General features: G+C 64.2%; 15 protein-coding genes. 11 read left to right on the top strand and 4 right to left on the bottom strand.

From position 1 onward, the window contains the following. Positions 1-17 precede the first annotated feature (17 nt). The 5 genes from ACT7B3_RS09065 (at position 18) to yidD (ending at position 3,860) form a co-directional block, all read left to right on the top strand. Entirely contained in the window at positions 18-1,523 is a 1,506-nt protein-coding gene (locus tag ACT7B3_RS09065) for a UUP1 family membrane protein (protein ID WP_445157695.1), read from the top strand. Between the two features lie 3 nt (positions 1,524-1,526). Further along, positions 1,527-2,489, top strand: a complete 963-nt coding sequence (locus ACT7B3_RS09070) for an alpha-L-glutamate ligase-like protein (protein WP_445157696.1) — start codon at positions 1,527-1,529, stop codon at positions 2,487-2,489. A gap of 69 nt (positions 2,490-2,558) precedes the next feature. Beyond that, positions 2,559-3,011, top strand: coding sequence for a transcriptional repressor (locus ACT7B3_RS09075; protein ID WP_444677711.1), 453 nt, complete (start codon positions 2,559-2,561; stop codon positions 3,009-3,011). Positions 3,012-3,056: 45 nt separating this feature from the next. Next, positions 3,057-3,506, top strand: a complete 450-nt coding sequence (gene hisI / locus ACT7B3_RS09080) for a phosphoribosyl-AMP cyclohydrolase (RefSeq protein WP_444677710.1) — start codon at positions 3,057-3,059, stop codon at positions 3,504-3,506. A 3-nt stretch (positions 3,507-3,509) separates the two neighbouring features. Then, a complete protein-coding gene (gene yidD, locus ACT7B3_RS09085) occupies positions 3,510-3,860 on the top strand; it encodes a membrane protein insertion efficiency factor YidD (protein WP_444677709.1) in 351 nt (116 codons plus the stop codon). An 18-nt stretch (positions 3,861-3,878) separates the two neighbouring features. Here yidD and ACT7B3_RS09090 read toward each other — a convergent pair whose 3' ends face one another. Further along, on the bottom strand, positions 3,879-4,304 hold the full coding sequence (locus tag ACT7B3_RS09090; RefSeq protein ID WP_445157697.1) for a SufE family protein: 426 nt from the start codon (positions 4,302-4,304) through the stop codon (positions 3,879-3,881). A 28-nt stretch (positions 4,305-4,332) separates the two neighbouring features. Next, positions 4,333-5,460: a tyrosine-type recombinase/integrase gene (locus tag ACT7B3_RS09095; protein WP_445158863.1), complete on the bottom strand. Its 1,128-nt coding sequence runs from the start codon at positions 5,458-5,460 to the stop codon at positions 4,333-4,335. Positions 5,461-5,781: 321 nt separating this feature from the next. On the opposite strand from ACT7B3_RS09095, the gene ACT7B3_RS09100 reads away from it, so the two are divergent. Next, entirely contained in the window at positions 5,782-6,804 is a 1,023-nt protein-coding gene (locus ACT7B3_RS09100) for a DNA-binding protein (protein WP_444677707.1), read from the top strand. Between the two features lie 100 nt (positions 6,805-6,904). Here ACT7B3_RS09100 and nfuA read toward each other — a convergent pair whose 3' ends face one another. Further along, complete coding sequence (gene nfuA, locus ACT7B3_RS09105) at positions 6,905-7,495, bottom strand: Fe-S biogenesis protein NfuA (protein WP_445158864.1); 591 nt, start codon at positions 7,493-7,495, stop codon at positions 6,905-6,907. 248 nt (positions 7,496-7,743) lie between these two features. On the opposite strand from nfuA, the gene metH reads away from it, so the two are divergent. The 3 genes from metH to ACT7B3_RS09120 all read left to right on the top strand — a co-directional run bounded on the left by metH (position 7,744) and on the right by ACT7B3_RS09120 (position 13,846). Beyond that, positions 7,744-11,445, top strand: a complete 3,702-nt coding sequence (metH, locus tag ACT7B3_RS09110) for a methionine synthase (protein ID WP_445157698.1) — start codon at positions 7,744-7,746, stop codon at positions 11,443-11,445. 222 nt (positions 11,446-11,667) lie between these two features. Continuing rightward, positions 11,668-13,320 (top strand): nitrite/sulfite reductase, encoded by a 1,653-nt coding sequence (locus ACT7B3_RS09115; protein WP_445157699.1) that lies wholly within the window; start codon positions 11,668-11,670, stop codon positions 13,318-13,320. After that, the gene (locus tag ACT7B3_RS09120; RefSeq protein ID WP_445157700.1) at positions 13,313-13,846 is read left to right on the top strand and encodes a DUF934 domain-containing protein; all 534 of its coding nucleotides are present in this window, start codon (positions 13,313-13,315) and stop codon (positions 13,844-13,846) included. The genes ACT7B3_RS09115 and ACT7B3_RS09120 overlap by 8 nt, the downstream gene beginning before the upstream one ends. 52 nt (positions 13,847-13,898) lie before the next feature. Here ACT7B3_RS09120 and smrA read toward each other — a convergent pair whose 3' ends face one another. After that, positions 13,899-14,492, bottom strand: coding sequence for a DNA endonuclease SmrA (smrA, locus tag ACT7B3_RS09125; RefSeq protein ID WP_445157701.1), 594 nt, complete (start codon positions 14,490-14,492; stop codon positions 13,899-13,901). A 138-nt stretch (positions 14,493-14,630) separates the two neighbouring features. Between smrA and ACT7B3_RS09130 the strand changes: the two genes are divergently transcribed. Beyond that, a complete protein-coding gene (locus tag ACT7B3_RS09130) occupies positions 14,631-15,086 on the top strand; it encodes a gamma-glutamylcyclotransferase family protein (protein ID WP_445157702.1) in 456 nt (151 codons plus the stop codon). Positions 15,087-15,243: 157 nt separating this feature from the next. Beyond that, positions 15,244-15,600 (top strand): arsenate reductase (glutaredoxin), encoded by a 357-nt coding sequence (gene arsC / locus ACT7B3_RS09135; RefSeq protein ID WP_445157703.1) that lies wholly within the window; start codon positions 15,244-15,246, stop codon positions 15,598-15,600. Positions 15,601-15,611: the final 11 nt, after the last annotated feature.

Raw genomic sequence — 15,611 nt, forward strand, 5'->3', positions numbered from 1 at the left:
CTGACCAAGGACGCTTCATGTCGCGCTTGCCTTTCTACCTTATCGTGGGCCTGCTGCTGGTGCTGGGGGTTGGCACCAGCCTGCATCGTCACATTCAGCTCGAGGTTCCCTGGACACCGGGCGAACAGCGTCTGGTGTGGGAGGTGGAGGCCGTGGTCGATTTCACCGCGCTCGGCTCTCCGGTACGGGTCGACCTCGCCCTGCCCTCCCACCAGCGTGGCTACCGCATTCTGACCGAGAACACCGCCTCCCCGGGGTACGGCCTCTCCTTCCTGCAGGATGAAACCGGTCGCCGCGCCCAATGGTCGATTCGCGAAGCCGCCGGTAGCCAGCAGCTCTACTACTCCGTGCGCCTGCAGGTGACCGAGGACCGGCGGCGCCAGAATATCCGCCCCCCGGCGCTGCGCGACATCAGCTGGGAGCGCCCCTACGACACCGCCGCTGCCAATGTGATCGAGCGTGCCTGGGCCCGCAGCGCTGACCCTTATACCTTCGCCCGTGAGCTGATCCACGAACTCAGCGGCGAGCGCCAGGGCGAGAATGCCCGCCTGCTGCTGACCCAGTTCGAGCGCAGCCCACTGGTGGTAAGGCTGCTCAACGAGGCCGGCGTACCGGCACGCGAAGTGAGCGGGCTGCTGCTGGACGACGGCCGTCGTCGTCAGACGCTGACCCCATGGATCCAGGTGTTCGAGAACGACGAGAGCTGGACCCTGTTCGACCCGATGACCGGTGCCCAAGGCCAGCCGGAGAACCTGCTGCTGTGGGAAACCGGCGGGCGGGCGGTGCTGGAGGTCCAGGGCGGGACCAATTCACGCGTGACGTTCTCGATGCTGTCGCGCAGCCAGCCGGCGGCGGCTGCCGTTCGCAGCCAGCTGGCTGACGACACCCTGCTCAACTTCTCGATTCACAGCCTCCCGCTCGAAGAGCAGGCGCTGTTCCAGACCATCCTGCTGATCCCCATTGGCGCGCTGGTGGTGGTGTTCCTGCGCATCCTCGTCGGGATCAAGACCTCGGGCACCTTCATGCCGGTGCTGATCGCCCTCGCCTTCATTCAGACCACGCTGCTGACGGGGCTGATCGGCTTCCTGCTGATCGTCTCGGTCGGCCTAGTGATCCGCAACTACCTGTCGTACCTGAACCTGCTCTTGGTGGCACGAGTCTCGGCAGTCATCATCACGGTGATCGCCATCATCTCGATCTTCTCGGTGCTCTCGTACCGGGTGGGCCTCAACGCCGGTCTGACCATCACCTTCTTCCCGATGATCATCCTGGCCTGGACCATCGAGCGCATGTCGATCCTGTGGGAGGAGGAAGGACCCAAGCAGGTGCTGATCCAGGGCGGCGGCAGCCTGGTCACCGCGGTGCTGGCCTACCTGGCGATGAACAACCCGTGGATACGGCACATCACCTTCAACTTCCTGGGCGTTCAGCTGATCATCATGGCGATGATCCTGCTGATCGGCAACTACACCGGCTACCGCCTGCTCGAACTGCGGCGGTTCAAGCCCGTCACCGAGGATTGAGCCATGTGGGCAAGGCCAGGCCAGCTCCTTCGACGCGGCATCATCGGCATGAACCGCCGCAACATTCGCTACATCGGCCGCTACAATAGCCGGCGGCTCTACCCCCTGGTGGATGACAAGCTGAAGACCAAGCTGCTGGCCGAGCAGCATGGCATTACCACCCCGGCGCTGATCGGCACGGTGACGACCCAGTTCGGCATCAAGGGGCTGCAGGAGATGATCGCGGGGCATTCCGGCTTCGTGATCAAACCGGCCAAGGGCAGCGGCGGCAAGGGCATCCTGGTGATCGAGCACGTCGAGAATGAAGGCTACATCAAGCCGAGCGGCGTGCGCCTCGAGCTGGAAGACCTGCACCGGCATATCTCCAATATCCTGTCGGGCCTCTATTCCCTGGGCGGCACGCCTGACGTGGCGATGATCGAGGCGCTGATCAACTTCGATGTCCAGCTCTCCGAATACACCTACGAAGGGGTGCCCGACATACGGGTCATCGTCTTCTTGGGGTATCCGGTGATGGCCATGATGCGACTTTCCACGGCCGCCTCCGACGGCAAGGCCAACCTGCACCAGGGCGCGGTGGGCGTGGGGCTGGACATCGCCACCGGAACCGCGGTGCGCGGCGTGCAGTTCGACCGCTCGCGACGCGACCACCCCGATACCGGCCATGAGCTGGCCAGCCTGCGCATTCCGGACTGGACCAATCTGCTCAAGCTGGCGTCGGGCTGCTACGAGATGACCGGACTGGGCTACCTGGGCACCGACATGGTGATCGACCAGAACCGCGGCCCGATGCTGCTTGAACTCAATGCGCGCCCCGGCCTTGCGATCCAGATGGCCAACGGCGAGGGGCTGCGCCCTCGGCTGGACCTGATCGAAAAGCAGCCGCCCGGCCTTGATGTCGAGGCGCGAGTGGCCTTCGCGCAAGCGCATTTTGCCCGTCGCGGCGAGCTCAAGCCCGCCGTATGAGCCGGGCGCTGGTGACTGCCTGGCGCAACGCGTAGAATGCCTACTTGTCCTGAACCTGCCGGTTTCCTCATGACCGACTCCAGCGCCCTGCTTGTGCAGGCGGAAAGACAGTGCCAGCGAAATGGCGTGCGTTTCACCCCCATTAGGCGGCGAGTGCTCGAGATGATCGCCTCGACCGCCGGCGGCCTGAAGGCCTACGATCTGCTTGATCGCCTCACCGTCGAACATGCGGCGGCGCGCCCACCCACCGTCTATCGCGCCCTCGACTTCCTGATCGAGCAAGGCTTTGTGCATCGCATCGAATCGCTGAATGCCTATGTCGCCTGCCCCTGCCCCGAGCACAGGCATGGCTTCCAGCTGCTTATTTGCCGCCATTGCGGGCGCGTGGAGGAACTGCACCTGGACGAGGTGAATAGCCAGCTCAGCGAGCATGCACGCGCGCTCGGCTTTCGCGTGGAGCGGCAGACCATCGAGCTACTGGGCAGCTGCCAGCACTGCCTCGGCCAGGCGGTAAATGCATGAGGCTGATTCGGCCTGCCAGCTTTCAGTAAGAATAGGAATGACGACATGACCACCTTCAAGGCGCTTGAACGCGGCAGCCAGGGCGAGACTCACCCGCTGGAACAGGTACTCGATGCGGCGCTGTTCAACGCCGAAGGACTGATTCCCGCCATTGCTCAGCAGTACGACACCGGCGAAGTGCTGATGATGGCCTGGATGACCCGCGAAGCGCTGGAAGAGACGCTGGCCACCGGGCGTGTCTGCTACTGGTCGCGCTCCCGAGGCAAGCTGTGGCGTAAGGGCGAGACTTCGGGCCAGCAGCAGCAGCTCAAGGCAGCCAGCCTCGACTGCGACGGCGATACCCTGCTGCTGCAGGTCGACCAGACGGGGCCGGCCTGTCATACCGGTCGGCGCAGCTGCTTCTATGTGGCGCTGGAAAAACCCGCGGCAAGGATCAGCAGCGATCCCTTGATCGACCCCGAGCAGCTCTACCCCACTGCTACTGCGGCGCGCTGACGGATGCCCTGCCTTGCCGCCTGGCTGTATCGTCTGGGTCGGCTGGCCGGGCGCGGACTGGGGCTCGTTCTGATCGGCCTGGTTCGTATCTATCAGTGGGTAGTGAGCCCCCTGCTGGGGCCACGCTGCCGTTTCTGGCCCAGCTGTTCGCACTATACCGTGGAGGCCATCCAGGTCCACGGCCCGCTGCGCGGAGGCTGGCTGGCCGCCAGACGTATCGTGCGCTGCCACCCCGGCAGCGCAGGTGGCATCGATCCGGTGCCGGGCGGGCCTAGCGAGCGGCTCTGTCGCGACGATCCCGAGCTCGACCAGCACTTTCGCTGCCGCCATGGCCAGCATCCCGAAAAACGCTGACCCGGCTGCAGGCTTCGCTCAGGCGGCTTCGCTCTCCGCCACCTCGTAGATCTTTGCCAGCATGGCATGCAGCCCGTTGCTACGTGTCGGCGACAGGTGCTTGTCCAGCCCCAGGTCCTGCAGGAAGTGGGGGCTGGTCGCACGGATTTCTTCCGGCGGGCGGTCGTTGTAGATGCGCATCAGCACGGCGATCAGGCCAGAAACGATGGCGGCATCGGAGACCGCATCGAAGTGGATCACGTCACCGTCTCGGCGGTGGTGTACCCAGACGTTCGACTGGCAGCCCTGAATCTTTAGCTCCGGGGTTTTCCACTCTTCGGGGAACGGCGGCAGCTGCTTACCCATGTCGATGATGTACTGATAACGATCCATCCAGTTGTCGAACAGCTCGAACTCTTCCCGTAAGGCCTGCTGGGCCTGCTCGGCCGTGGCTTCGGTGGTCATGTTGCCTCCCATGTTGGCTTGATCGCCATTATACCGATTCGCCGGCCCGGCCGGGCAAGCCATGGGCGGACTGCTGGCGATGCCACTCCTCGTCCTCCGTGTGCAAGTACCTGGCCGTGGTATCAAGGCGAGCATGGCGTGCGGTGCTGGCGAGATAGCGCAATTCCACGCCGGCCTGGGCCTGGTGGGTCAGCGCCGTATGTCGCAGCCAGTGGGGCGTGGCGGCGCGCAGCCTGGCCACCTGGGCCATGGCCGGCTCACCCGCTTCCGCCTTGAGTGCCTCGGCGGCCTCGCGGAAGGTATCGCGTATCAGCCGGTAGAGCTGGTTGTCACCCAGCCCGCGGCAACCATCCAGTCCCCGCAGCACGGGACCCTCCTCGCCTGGCCGCGGCAGCGCCACAAGCCCAAGTACGGTTCGCCATTCGCCTAGCAATGCCAGCATGTCGGCGGGCACCGGGATGCGTGCTACCTTCCCCCCCTTCCCCACTACCCGCCACCACCAGCGCCCTTCACGCTCGAAGAAATCACCCATCTCGGCCGTTGCCATCTCGCTGAGGCGGGGTGCCAACAGGTAGGCAAAGCCGAAGAGAGTGCGCCGCCGCTGCCAGGCATAGCGTTGCCGCCCGTCGCTTTCGTCACTAAGCGGGCGCTCCAGCCACTGCCATAGCCACTCCCATAGCGGCCGTTCGAGGTAGCGCTCGATGCCTGCCTGGCGGTTGTCGAGCCGGCGGCGCTTGTCGCGCATAAGTCGGAAGGGGTTGTGCTCGACCCACCCCGCCTCAACCAGCCAGGCAAACAACCCCTGCAGGATCACTAGGCTCTGTCGACGACTGGCGGGCGACAGCGGCCCGCGGAACGGGCGCCAGTCCGGCGCATGGCGAGGCCGCGGCGGCCCGATCCAGCGCTCTTCCGGCATGGGTGCAGCCAAGAAACTCTCGAATGCATCCAGGTCATAACGGCGCAGCTGTGCAAGACCGCGACCTTGTGGTTCGAGCCACAGCAGCAGACGTTCGGCTTCACGGCGATAGGCACGCAGCGTCTGCGGGCTGGCACGAAACTCCGCCAGCCACTGGGCCACAGCTTCGGCATCGCTGCGGGCTGCAATACGCTGGGCCTCGCCCTGTCGGCACGAAGGTGAAACTCTATTTGAATCAATTACTTGGTAATAATTTACGGCAGTGATAACCGGCCTTTTCGCATCTCTTTCTGGCTTGTCTGGCGGCACCATCTGCTGGGCTCCTTAAACGCTGTGCCCTTAGTCTCAGGTGTAGCGAGCATTAATTCAAGATAAGGCGGGTAATCTTGAATTTATTGCCGAGCATTATTCGTAATTACATATTACGTATAATGTAATTTACTTCCCCCTTTCGTCGAATGGCGCTATGCTGCGATTTGCGGGCGCAGGGAAGTGAAACAACAAGCGACGCCTGCGGCATAACTCAAGGAGCAAGCGCTTGTTCTTTCAAGGAGAGCCGTGATGGCACGCAGCGGTGTGCAATATGAAGACGTTCAGCGGGCAATCGAGGCCCTTCAGGCCAAGGGGGAAGCGCCGAGCGTGCAGAAGATTCGTGAAGTATTGGGAACCGGCAGCTTCACGACCATCAGCGATCATCTGCGCGAATGGCGAAACCGTCGTGAAACCAATCGCGAGAGCCCGACTCCCCTGGCATTGCCGGAATCCGTACAGCGGCTCGTCGAAGGGCTATGGGGCAAGGCGCAGGAAGAGGCCGGCGAGGCCCTTGGCCGCTATCGTGAAGAAGCGGATCGCCAGGTCGCCGACGCCAAGGAGGCCATGCTCAGCGCCCAGCGGCTGGTCGAAGATGCCGAGCAGCGCGAAACCGCGCTGGCGGCACACCTGGCCGGCACCGAGCAGCGCCTGGAGCAGCGCAGCGCCGCTTTGGCGAAGGCCGAAGCCGAGCGCGAGCAAGCGCTGGAGCGAGCCAGCCAGCTAGCCGAGCGACTGACCCGCAGCCTGCAGCAGCTTGATCAGCTCCAGGTCGACAGCGAGCAGCAGGCGCAGGCCTACCAGCAGGGGCTGGCCGAGCGGGACGCCCAGCACCAGGCTCGTCTTAACCAGGAAGAGCAGCGCCATGAATCGGCGGAAGCCCGCCTGATGGGGCTGCTCGACGAGGCGCGACAGGAGCGGCTGTCGAACGAGAAGCGACACCAGGCAGCACTGCAGCAGATGGAAAAGCGCCAGGAAGCCCTGCAGCGACAGCTGCACGAGACGCAGGCGGTGTTGGCGCAAGAAGAGAAGCGTCATCGGGAGACCCAGTGGGCCAAAACCCGCGCCGAAGAGCGAATCGATACGCTACGCCACGAGCACTCGCTGCTGCAGGCGCGCATCGATGACCAGAAGCGTCATCTCGATGAGCAGGCGGGGCGAATCCGGGCGTTGGAGCAGGAACTGTCGCGGCGCATCTGGCAGGAGCCGGGCGAGCGGCACCGCGAGGAGGCTGCGGAAAGCTCGGAGACGGAGCCCTCCGCAACCGAGCGCTGAGACTCTTCGGGATGCTTTCAGCGTTTAGATTCTTTCAAGACACTCGGAGTCTATCCTCATGGCGCCTCTGGTGCGCCATGAGGGTGCTGCGATGAGAAGCTCAGCGGTAGTAGGCGTTGCTGGTGTCGGTGTGATCGGTGACGTCGCGGATGCCGGCGAGCTCGGGAATGCGCTCCATCAGGGTTTTCTCCACCCCCTCCTTCAGCGTCAGGTCGACCGCAGCGCAGCCCTGACAGCCGCCGCCGAAGGCGAGGATGGCCACGTTGTCGTCGGTCAGCTCGATCAGCTTGATCTCGCCGCCATGGGCCGCCAGCCCCGGGTTGATCTCGCTGTAGAGAATATAGTTGACCCTGTCTTCCATGGGGCTGTCGGCATTGACCTTGGGCATCTTGGCGTTGGGTGCCTTGATGGTGAGCTGCCCGCCCATGCGGTCGGCGTTGAAGTCGACCACCGCCTCCTCGAGGAAGGGAATGCTGTTCTTGTCGACGAAGACCTTGAGCTTGGTGAAGCCCAGCGCCTGATCGGTAGGTTCTTCCTCACCGGGACGACAATAGGCAAGGCAGGTTTCGGCGTAAGGGGTACCCGGCTGGGTGATGAAGATGCGCACCGCGATTCCCTCGACGTTCTGCTTCTCGAGCAGTTCGGCAAGGTAGTCCTGGGCGCTGTCGGTAATCTGGATGATCTCGCTCATGCTGTTCTCGCTGGTCGGGCCGGCGCCGTCGGTGCCGACCATAGGTGACATGCCTAGTATGGTAAGCAAAACCCCGGCACGACACAATCCCGACCAATTTGGTCGGTTTTTGATCAGCCCTGCCCCCAGGGCCCTGTTTTTGCTACCATGAGCGGCCAAACTGACCGCCCCTGACAAGACGCCCTTCCTCAAGGCGCCCCTGCGGTCGACCCTATGGACCGTGATTTCGCTGGAGACCGACTCGACCCATGGCCGCCCTACCTTCTGCATTGACCGCCTCTCTCACCGAGCGTCTCGGCGAGCGCATCCTCATGCTGGATGGCGGCATGGGTACCATGTTGCAGAACGCCCGACTCGATGAAGCCGACTTTCGGGGCGAACGCTTTCGCGACTGGCCTTCGGACCTGAAGGGCAACAATGACCTGCTGGCGCTGACCTGCCCCGAGCTGGTGGCGCGTATTCACCGACAGTATCTGGAGGCCGGCGCCGACATCATCGAGACCAACACCTTCAACAGCACTCGCCTCTCTCAGGCCGACTACGGCATGGAGGCGCTGGTGGTTGAACTTAACCGCGAATCGGCACGCCTGGCGCGTGAGGTGTGCGATGCCGTGGCGGCCGAGACCGGCGTGCCGCGCTACGTAGCCGGCGTACTTGGCCCGACCTCGCGCACCGCTTCGCTGTCGCCCGATGTGAATGACCCGGCCAAGCGTAACGTCACCTTCGACGAGCTGCGTGACAATTACTATGAAGCCGCCGAAGCGCTGATCGAGGGTGGCGCCGACCTGATCCTGATCGAAACGATCTTCGATACACTCAACGCCAAGGCGGCCATCTTCGCACTCGAGACCCTGTTCGACGATCGCGGCGAACGGCTCCCGGTGATGATCTCGGGCACCATCACCGATGCCTCCGGGCGCACCCTCTCGGGCCAGACCACCGAAGCCTTCTGGAACTCGGTGCGCCATGCCAAGCCGCTCTCCGTCGGCCTTAACTGTGCGCTGGGGGCCGAGGAGCTGCGCCCCTATCTGGAAGAACTTTCCAACAAGGCCGATACCTTCGTCTCCGCGCACCCCAACGCCGGGCTACCCAACGAGTTCGGCGAGTACGACCAGACCCCGGATGAGATGGCAGCCATCGTTGCCGAGTTCGCCCAAAGCGGCCTGGTCAACATCATCGGCGGCTGCTGCGGCTCGACCCCGGAGCACATCGCGGCGATCCACGCCGCGATTCGGGACGTAGCGCCACGCAAGGTGCCCGAACGGCCGCGGGCGTGCCGCCTGTCCGGCCTGGAGCCGTTCAACATCGAGAAGAGCTCGCTGTTCGTCAACGTCGGCGAGCGTACCAACGTCACCGGCTCGGCGCGCTTCAAGCGCCTGATCGTCGAGGAGGACTTCACCACGGCACTGGAGGTGGCGCTGGACCAGGTCGAGAACGGCGCACAGGTCATCGACATCAACATGGACGAGGGCATGCTGGAATCGCAGGAAGCGATGGTGCGCTTCCTCAACCTGATCGCCGGCGAGCCCGACATCGCTCGTGTGCCGATCATGATCGACTCCTCCAAGTGGGAGATCATCGAGGCCGGCCTCAAGTGCGTTCAGGGCAAGGCGGTGGTCAACTCCATCTCGCTCAAGGAGGGCGAGGCGTCCTTCATCGAGCAGGCCACGCTGTGTCGCCGCTATGGCGCCGCGGTGGTGGTCATGGCCTTCGACGAGACCGGCCAGGCCGACACCTTCGCACGCAAGACCGAGATCTGCCGGCGTGCCTATGAGCTGCTGGTCGAGCGGGTCGGTTTCCCGCCGGAAGACATCATCTTCGACCCCAACATCTTCGCCATTGCCACCGGCATCGAGGAGCACGACAACTACGCCGTCGACTTCATCGAGGCCACCCGCTGGATCCGCGAGCACCTGCCCCACGCCATGGTCTCGGGCGGTGTGTCCAACGTGTCGTTCTCCTTCCGCGGCAACGACCCGGTGCGCGAGGCCATCCATTCGGTCTTCCTTTACCACGCCATCCGCGCCGGCCTGACCATGGGCATCGTGAACGCGGGGCAGCTGGCGGTCTATGACGACCTGCCGGAGGAGCTGCGCGAAGCGGTCGAGGACGTGGTGCTCAACCGCCGCAGCGACGGCACCGAGCGCCTGGTCGACCTGGCTGAAAAATACAAGGGCGACGGCAGCGGTGCGGCGAAGAAGGAAGATCTCGAGTGGCGCTCCTGGCCAGTCAACAAGCGCATCGAGCATGCGCTGGTGAAAGGCGTGACAGCATTCATCGAAGAGGATACCGAGGAGGCCAGATCGCAGGCCGCACGCCCCATCGAAGTGATCGAAGGGCCACTGATGGACGGCATGAACGTGGTCGGCGACCTGTTCGGCGCCGGCAAGATGTTCCTGCCTCAGGTGGTCAAATCGGCGCGGGTGATGAAGCAGGCGGTGGCCTACCTCATTCCTTATATCGAAGCCGAGAAGAGCGAGGACAGCCAGGCCAAGGGCAAGATCGTCATGGCCACGGTGAAGGGCGACGTGCACGACATCGGCAAGAACATCGTCGGCGTGGTCCTGCAGTGCAACAACTACGACGTGGTCGACCTCGGCGTCATGGTGCCGGCGGAGAAGATTCTGCAGACCGCCCGTGAGGTGAGCGCCGACATCATCGGTCTCTCGGGGCTGATCACACCCTCGCTGGACGAGATGGTCCATGTGGCCAAGGAGATGCAGCGCCAGGGCTTCACGCTGCCCTTGCTGATCGGCGGCGCCACCACCTCCAAGGCACACACCGCGGTGAAGGTCGACCCCCAGTACGCGGAGCCGGTGATCTACGTGGCCGACGCCTCGCGGGCGGTGGGCGTAGCCGGCAAGCTGCTCTCGCCGACGCTGAAGCCCATCTATGTGGCCGAGATCAAGGCAGAGTACGAACAGGTGCGCGACCGCAACGCCAAGCGCCGTCCCAAGGCCGCGGACCTGAGCTACGCCGAGGCGCGACAGCGCAAGCTGCCCATCGCGTGGGATAGCTACACGCCGCCGCGCCCCGCCGTCACCGGACTGATGACATTCACTGGCTACGATATCGAAGAGCTGCTCGAGCGCATCGACTGGACGCCCTTCTTCATGAGTTGGGAACTGGCGGGCAAGTACCCGAAGATTCTCGACGATGCCGTGGTAGGTGAGGCGGCGCGCAACCTGTTCGCCGATGCACAGGCGATGCTGCGCAAGCTGATCGACGAGAAGCGCGTCGAGGCGCGCGGGGTAATCGGCCTGTGGCCGGCCAACAGCGTCGACGATGACGTCGTCGAGGTATATGCGGACGAGACGCGCAGCGAGGTGATCGAACGACTGCACCATATTCGTCAGCAGACCACCAAGAACCGAGACGGCGTCTGCTACAGCCTGGCCGACTTCATTGCGCCGAAGGAGAGCGGCAAGCCCGACTGGATCGGCGGCTTTGCCGTGACCACCGGGCACGGCGTCGAGGCGCTGGCGGAGCGCTACAAGGCCGCCGGTGACGATTACAACGCGATCATGGTGCAGGCGCTGACAGATCGCCTGGCCGAGGCCTTCGCCGAGCGCATGCACGAACGCGTGCGTAAGGAGTTCTGGGGCTACGTGCCCGACGAAACGCTCGACAATGACTCGCTGATCGCCGAGAAGTACCAGGGTATCCGGCCGGCACCAGGCTACCCCGCCTGTCCCGACCATACCGAGAAGCGCACCCTGTTCCGCCTGCTCGACGCTACCGAGAACGCCGGCATCGAGCTGACCGAAAACTTCGCCATGTGGCCGGCCGCGGCGGTATCGGGCTGGTACTTCTCGCATCCACAGTCGAAATACTTCTCCACCGGCAAGATCACCCGAGACCAGGTCGAGGCGCTGGCGCAGCGCAAAGGCATGACCCTGGAAGAGATGGAGCGCTGGCTGTCGCCGGTGCTCTCCTACGACCCCGCCTGACGAGGAAGACGTCGCCCGTGCCGCTTTCGTCACGGGCTTCGCTCCCTTGCGGCCATTGCCCGAAGGCGCATCGCGCTCCGGTAGAGGCGATGCACCGAGGTTGACGTCTTATATTACTTTTCGTATAAAAAATATGAAGATTTATTCTTTCATAGAATAATGCTGGGGCGTTAAGGTGCCCCCTGACGCTTCGCCAATCCCCTAAGCAGCAGGACCGGCTGAATGTATCGCTATGACACCCATGACCAGACCCTGGTCAATGAACGCGTTGCCCAGTTCCGTGACCAGATGAATCGCTATCTGGCCGGACGCCTGAGCGATGAGGAATTCCTGCCGCTGCGCGTGCAGAACGGGCTCTATGTCCAGCGCCACTCGCCGATGCTGCGCATCGCCATCCCCTACGGCATGCTGGCGTCCTACCAGCTGCGCAAGCTGGGGGACCTGGCGCGCGACTACGATCGTGGCTATGGCCACTTCACCACCCGTACCAACCTGCAGCTCAACTGGCCGAAGCTGGAGACGGTGCCCGACATGCTGGCCGAGCTTGCCAGCGTGCAGATGCATGCCATCCAGACCAGCGGCAACGACATTCGCAATACCTCGACCGACCAGTTCGCCGGCGTAGCCGAGGATGAGGAGGTCGATCCACGCCCCTGGTGCGAGCTGATTCGCCAGTGGTCGACTTTCCACCCGGAATTCACCTACCTACCGCGCAAGTTCAAGATTGCCGTGACCGGTGCCGCTGAGGATCGCGCCGCCATTCAGGTTCATGACGTGGGGCTGCGCCTGTGGCGCGACGACAAGGGCGAGGTGCGCGTGCGCGTGCTGGCCGGTGGCGGCCTGGGCCGCACGCCGATGATCGGCGAAGTGGTGCGCGACGACCTGCCGTGGCAGCACCTGTTGACCTACCTGGAGGCGCTGGTTCGCGTCTATAACCAGTTCGGTCGCCGCGACAACAAGTTCAAGGCGCGCATCAAGATTCTGGTCAAGGCGCTGGGCGTCGAGGAGTTTCGTCGCCGGGTCGACGCCGAATGGGCGCACCTGAAGGATGGCCCGCAGACGCTGACCCACGAAGTGGTGGAGGCGATGCAATCACACTTCGTCGACCCGGATCGTCGCGCCATCGGCGCAGAGGCGATGGCCGAATTCGAGCGCCTGCGCGGCGAGAATCGTGCCTTTGCGCGCTTCGTTACCAATAACGTCCAGGGGCACAAGGTGCCGGGCTACAAGTCGGTCACGCTGGCACTCAAGCGCCGCGGCCATTCGCCGGGCGACCTGACCTGGGAGCAGATGCATCAGGTGGCAGACCTGGCCGACGAGTTCAGCTACGGCGAAATCCGCGTGACTCATGAGCAGAACCTGGTGCTGGCCGACGTGGCCGTGGATCGGCTCGAGGAGCTCTGGCATCGCCTGGAAGCGCTTGGTCTGGCCAACCCCACCGTGGGCACCCTGGCCGACCTGATCTGCTGCCCGGGGGGCGACTACTGCTCCTTGGCGAATGCCAAGTCGATTCCCGTCGCTCAGGCGATCCAGGAGCGGTTCGAGGACATCGACTACCTCTACGACCTGGGGCCGCTGGAACTCAACATCTCTGGCTGCATGAACGCCTGCGGTCATCACCACGTCGGCCATATCGGCATTCTCGGCGTCGACAAGAAGGGCGAGGAGTGGTATCAGATTTCGCTCGGCGGCGCCCAGGGCAACGACTCCTCGCTCGGCAAGATACTCGGCCCTTCCTTCGACCGTGAGAGCGTTCCCGAGGTGATCGACAAGGTCCTGCAGGTCTATGTCGGCGAGCGTGCCGAGGGAGAGACCTTCATCGAAACCTATCGCCGAATCGGCCTCAAGCCTTTCAAGGAGCGGGTATATGCCTGATCAGAACGCTGCGACGCGCCCTTTCATTCGTGACGGTCAGCCGGCCGAGGACCGCTGGGTGTTGATCCGCGAGGATGAGGCCGTGCTGCCGGATGCTCCGGCGATCGTGCCGCTGGCGCGCTGGCAGGCGCGGGAAGAGGGCCGTGTGCTTGCTCCCTGGCTTGCCAGCGGCACCGAGCTTACATCTGAGCTGGCCGCGGAGCTGGCTGAGGCCCCCCTGATCGCCATCGACTTTCCGAAGTTCACCGACGGTCGCGGCTACAGCGTCGCTCGCCTGCTGCGCGAACGCTATGGCTACACCGGTGAGGTTCGCGCCATCGGCGATGTGCTGGTCGACCAGGTGTTCTTCCTGACCCGCTGTGGCTTCGATGCGCTGTCGCTGCGCGAGGATCAGTGGGTCGAGGACGCTCTGCATGCCCTCAACACCTTCAGCCGCGCCTACCAGCCGGCGGTGGATGTGGACGAGCCGCTGTTCCGCCAGCGCATGCGCGATGGTGTGAAACGCGCCGAGCCGGCTCTCGTCTAAGCGCCGCCAGTCTGCCGCACAAGCCGCACTCTACCGGCTTGTGTGGCCCTTCTCATCCTCGGCGCTTCTGCTGCCGTTCGCGATTCTCCGCCTTCGCCCGCGCACTCTTGCGTAGCATCACCCAGGTGGCACCCAGCCCACCGTCGGCTGGCTGCGCCGAGACGTAGGCCTGCACCTCATCGAACTGGGCCAGCCATTTGGCCAGGTAGGAGCGCAACACGTTGGCGGCACTGTCGACCTCATGGCCGCGGCCGTGCACGATCAGTACCGAGCGCAGGTCATGGGCGTAGGCTTCATGGATGAACGATGGCAGCATCCGGCGACACTCGGCCAGGGGGCGGCGCAGCAGGTGCAGGCGCGACTGCGCGGTATAGCCGCCATGGCGCAGGCGATCGACGACGCCGTGCTGGATGCCGTCGCGGCGAAACTCCATGGGGTCGAACGGCGGTAGCAGTTCGACGAAGTCATCCGACAGGAAGCTGTCCTGGCCCAGCTCCGCCTGGGCGCTCTCGCGGCGGGCAAGCTGGGCCTCCGTGGGGCGACTGCGGCGCGGGCCCGGGCTGGCTCGATTGGTGCCCCTGCGCAGCGGCTTCACATCGCCCACCAACGCCCTGAAGTCCTGGTCCTCGAATGCCGACGGGTTCATGGGCTACCTCCGCTGTGATCAAGGCTGGGAAGTGACACGACTAGTCATCCTAGCAGAGCGCTAACCAAGGTTAGAACAACCGGACATGGCCGCCGTCGGCGTGGCAGGATAGCGAGGACTTCATTGCAAGGAATGCGCATGCGCCCCCGCCCACGCGATATCGTGCTGAGCCTGCTCGTCCTCCTGCTGGGAGCGCTGAGCTGGCTGTGGCTTACCATGCTGAGTCCCTTCACCTATGATCGCCCCGCCCACCTGCCTGAGGTCGACGAAGGGCCTCACGCCGTGTTCGTCTACGGCACCCTGCGCCTGGCCCCCGTTCGCTGGCTGGTGATGGGGCGCGCCGGAGAGACCGAACCGGCGGTACTCGCCGGCTTCCGCCGCGATGGCCTCGACCTGGTCGAGGCGCCGGGGGAGCGAACCGCAGGTGAGCTGGTCATCGTGTCTGCCGAAGAACTCGAGCAGTTGGATCGCTACGAGCGACTGGGCATTCGCTACCAGCGCGTGCCCCTGCAGCTCGCCGATGGTCGCACCGCCTGGGTTTATCGCCGCTTGAACGACGCCGAGGCTCCCGCCGGTGAAGGCGCCGGCGGCTAGAAAGGTGATGACTACGCATGAGCATGAGAGGGATTCAGGCAAGCACGACAAGGCAACCAAGGCGCTGATCGCAGGGCTCCCTTCCCTGGCTGCGGTTGTGGCCGGCAAGGCTGCCCTTCTACAATGCCGGTACCTTTCAAGGAACGAGGAGTCTCGCATGGCCATTACGCTTTACCACAACCCCCGCTGCTCCAAGTCACGCCAGGCATTGGCGCTGCTGGAAGAGCGCGGCGCCGACGTGACGGTGCGACGTTATCTCGACGAGCCGTTGAGCGAGGACGAGCTGCGTGACCTGATGTCGCGGCTAGATGCCGACGGCGAGGCGCTGGTGCGTACCCAGGAGCCTGAATGGCAGCAGGTCGAGGAGGACAACCTGCAGGACCAGGAGCAGGTGATTCGTGCTATCGTCGCCCATCCCAAGCTGCTGGAGCGCCCCATCGCCGATGATGGCAAGCGGGCCGTGATCGGTCGTCCCCCCGAGGACGTCCTCGCCCTGCTCCATGCAGACGACTGATCTCCGTTCTT

The sequence above is a fragment of the Halomonas sp. E14 genome (genome assembly GCF_052568415.1).

Excerpts from the sequence above, each read along its gene's own strand:
- hisI (WP_444677710.1), top strand. The coding sequence starts at position 3,057 with ATGACCACCTTCAAGGCGCTTGAACGCGGCAGCCAGGGCGAGACTCAC.
- ACT7B3_RS09115 (WP_445157699.1), top strand. The coding sequence starts at position 11,668 with ATGTATCGCTATGACACCCATGACCAGACCCTGGTCAATGAACGCGTT.
- ACT7B3_RS09075 (WP_444677711.1), top strand. The coding sequence starts at position 2,559 with ATGACCGACTCCAGCGCCCTGCTTGTGCAGGCGGAAAGACAGTGCCAG.
- nfuA (WP_445158864.1), bottom strand. The coding sequence starts at position 7,495 with ATGAGCGAGATCATCCAGATTACCGACAGCGCCCAGGACTACCTTGCC.
- yidD (WP_444677709.1), top strand. The coding sequence starts at position 3,510 with ATGCCCTGCCTTGCCGCCTGGCTGTATCGTCTGGGTCGGCTGGCCGGG.
- metH (WP_445157698.1), top strand. The coding sequence starts at position 7,744 with ATGGCCGCCCTACCTTCTGCATTGACCGCCTCTCTCACCGAGCGTCTC.
- ACT7B3_RS09070 (WP_445157696.1), top strand. The coding sequence starts at position 1,527 with ATGTGGGCAAGGCCAGGCCAGCTCCTTCGACGCGGCATCATCGGCATG.
- ACT7B3_RS09090 (WP_445157697.1), bottom strand. The coding sequence starts at position 4,304 with ATGACCACCGAAGCCACGGCCGAGCAGGCCCAGCAGGCCTTACGGGAA.
- ACT7B3_RS09120 (WP_445157700.1), top strand. The coding sequence starts at position 13,313 with ATGCCTGATCAGAACGCTGCGACGCGCCCTTTCATTCGTGACGGTCAG.
- smrA (WP_445157701.1), bottom strand. The coding sequence starts at position 14,492 with ATGAACCCGTCGGCATTCGAGGACCAGGACTTCAGGGCGTTGGTGGGC.
- ACT7B3_RS09100 (WP_444677707.1), top strand. The coding sequence starts at position 5,782 with ATGGCACGCAGCGGTGTGCAATATGAAGACGTTCAGCGGGCAATCGAG.
- ACT7B3_RS09065 (WP_445157695.1), top strand. The coding sequence starts at position 18 with ATGTCGCGCTTGCCTTTCTACCTTATCGTGGGCCTGCTGCTGGTGCTG.
- ACT7B3_RS09130 (WP_445157702.1), top strand. The coding sequence starts at position 14,631 with ATGCGCCCCCGCCCACGCGATATCGTGCTGAGCCTGCTCGTCCTCCTG.
- arsC (WP_445157703.1), top strand. The coding sequence starts at position 15,244 with ATGGCCATTACGCTTTACCACAACCCCCGCTGCTCCAAGTCACGCCAG.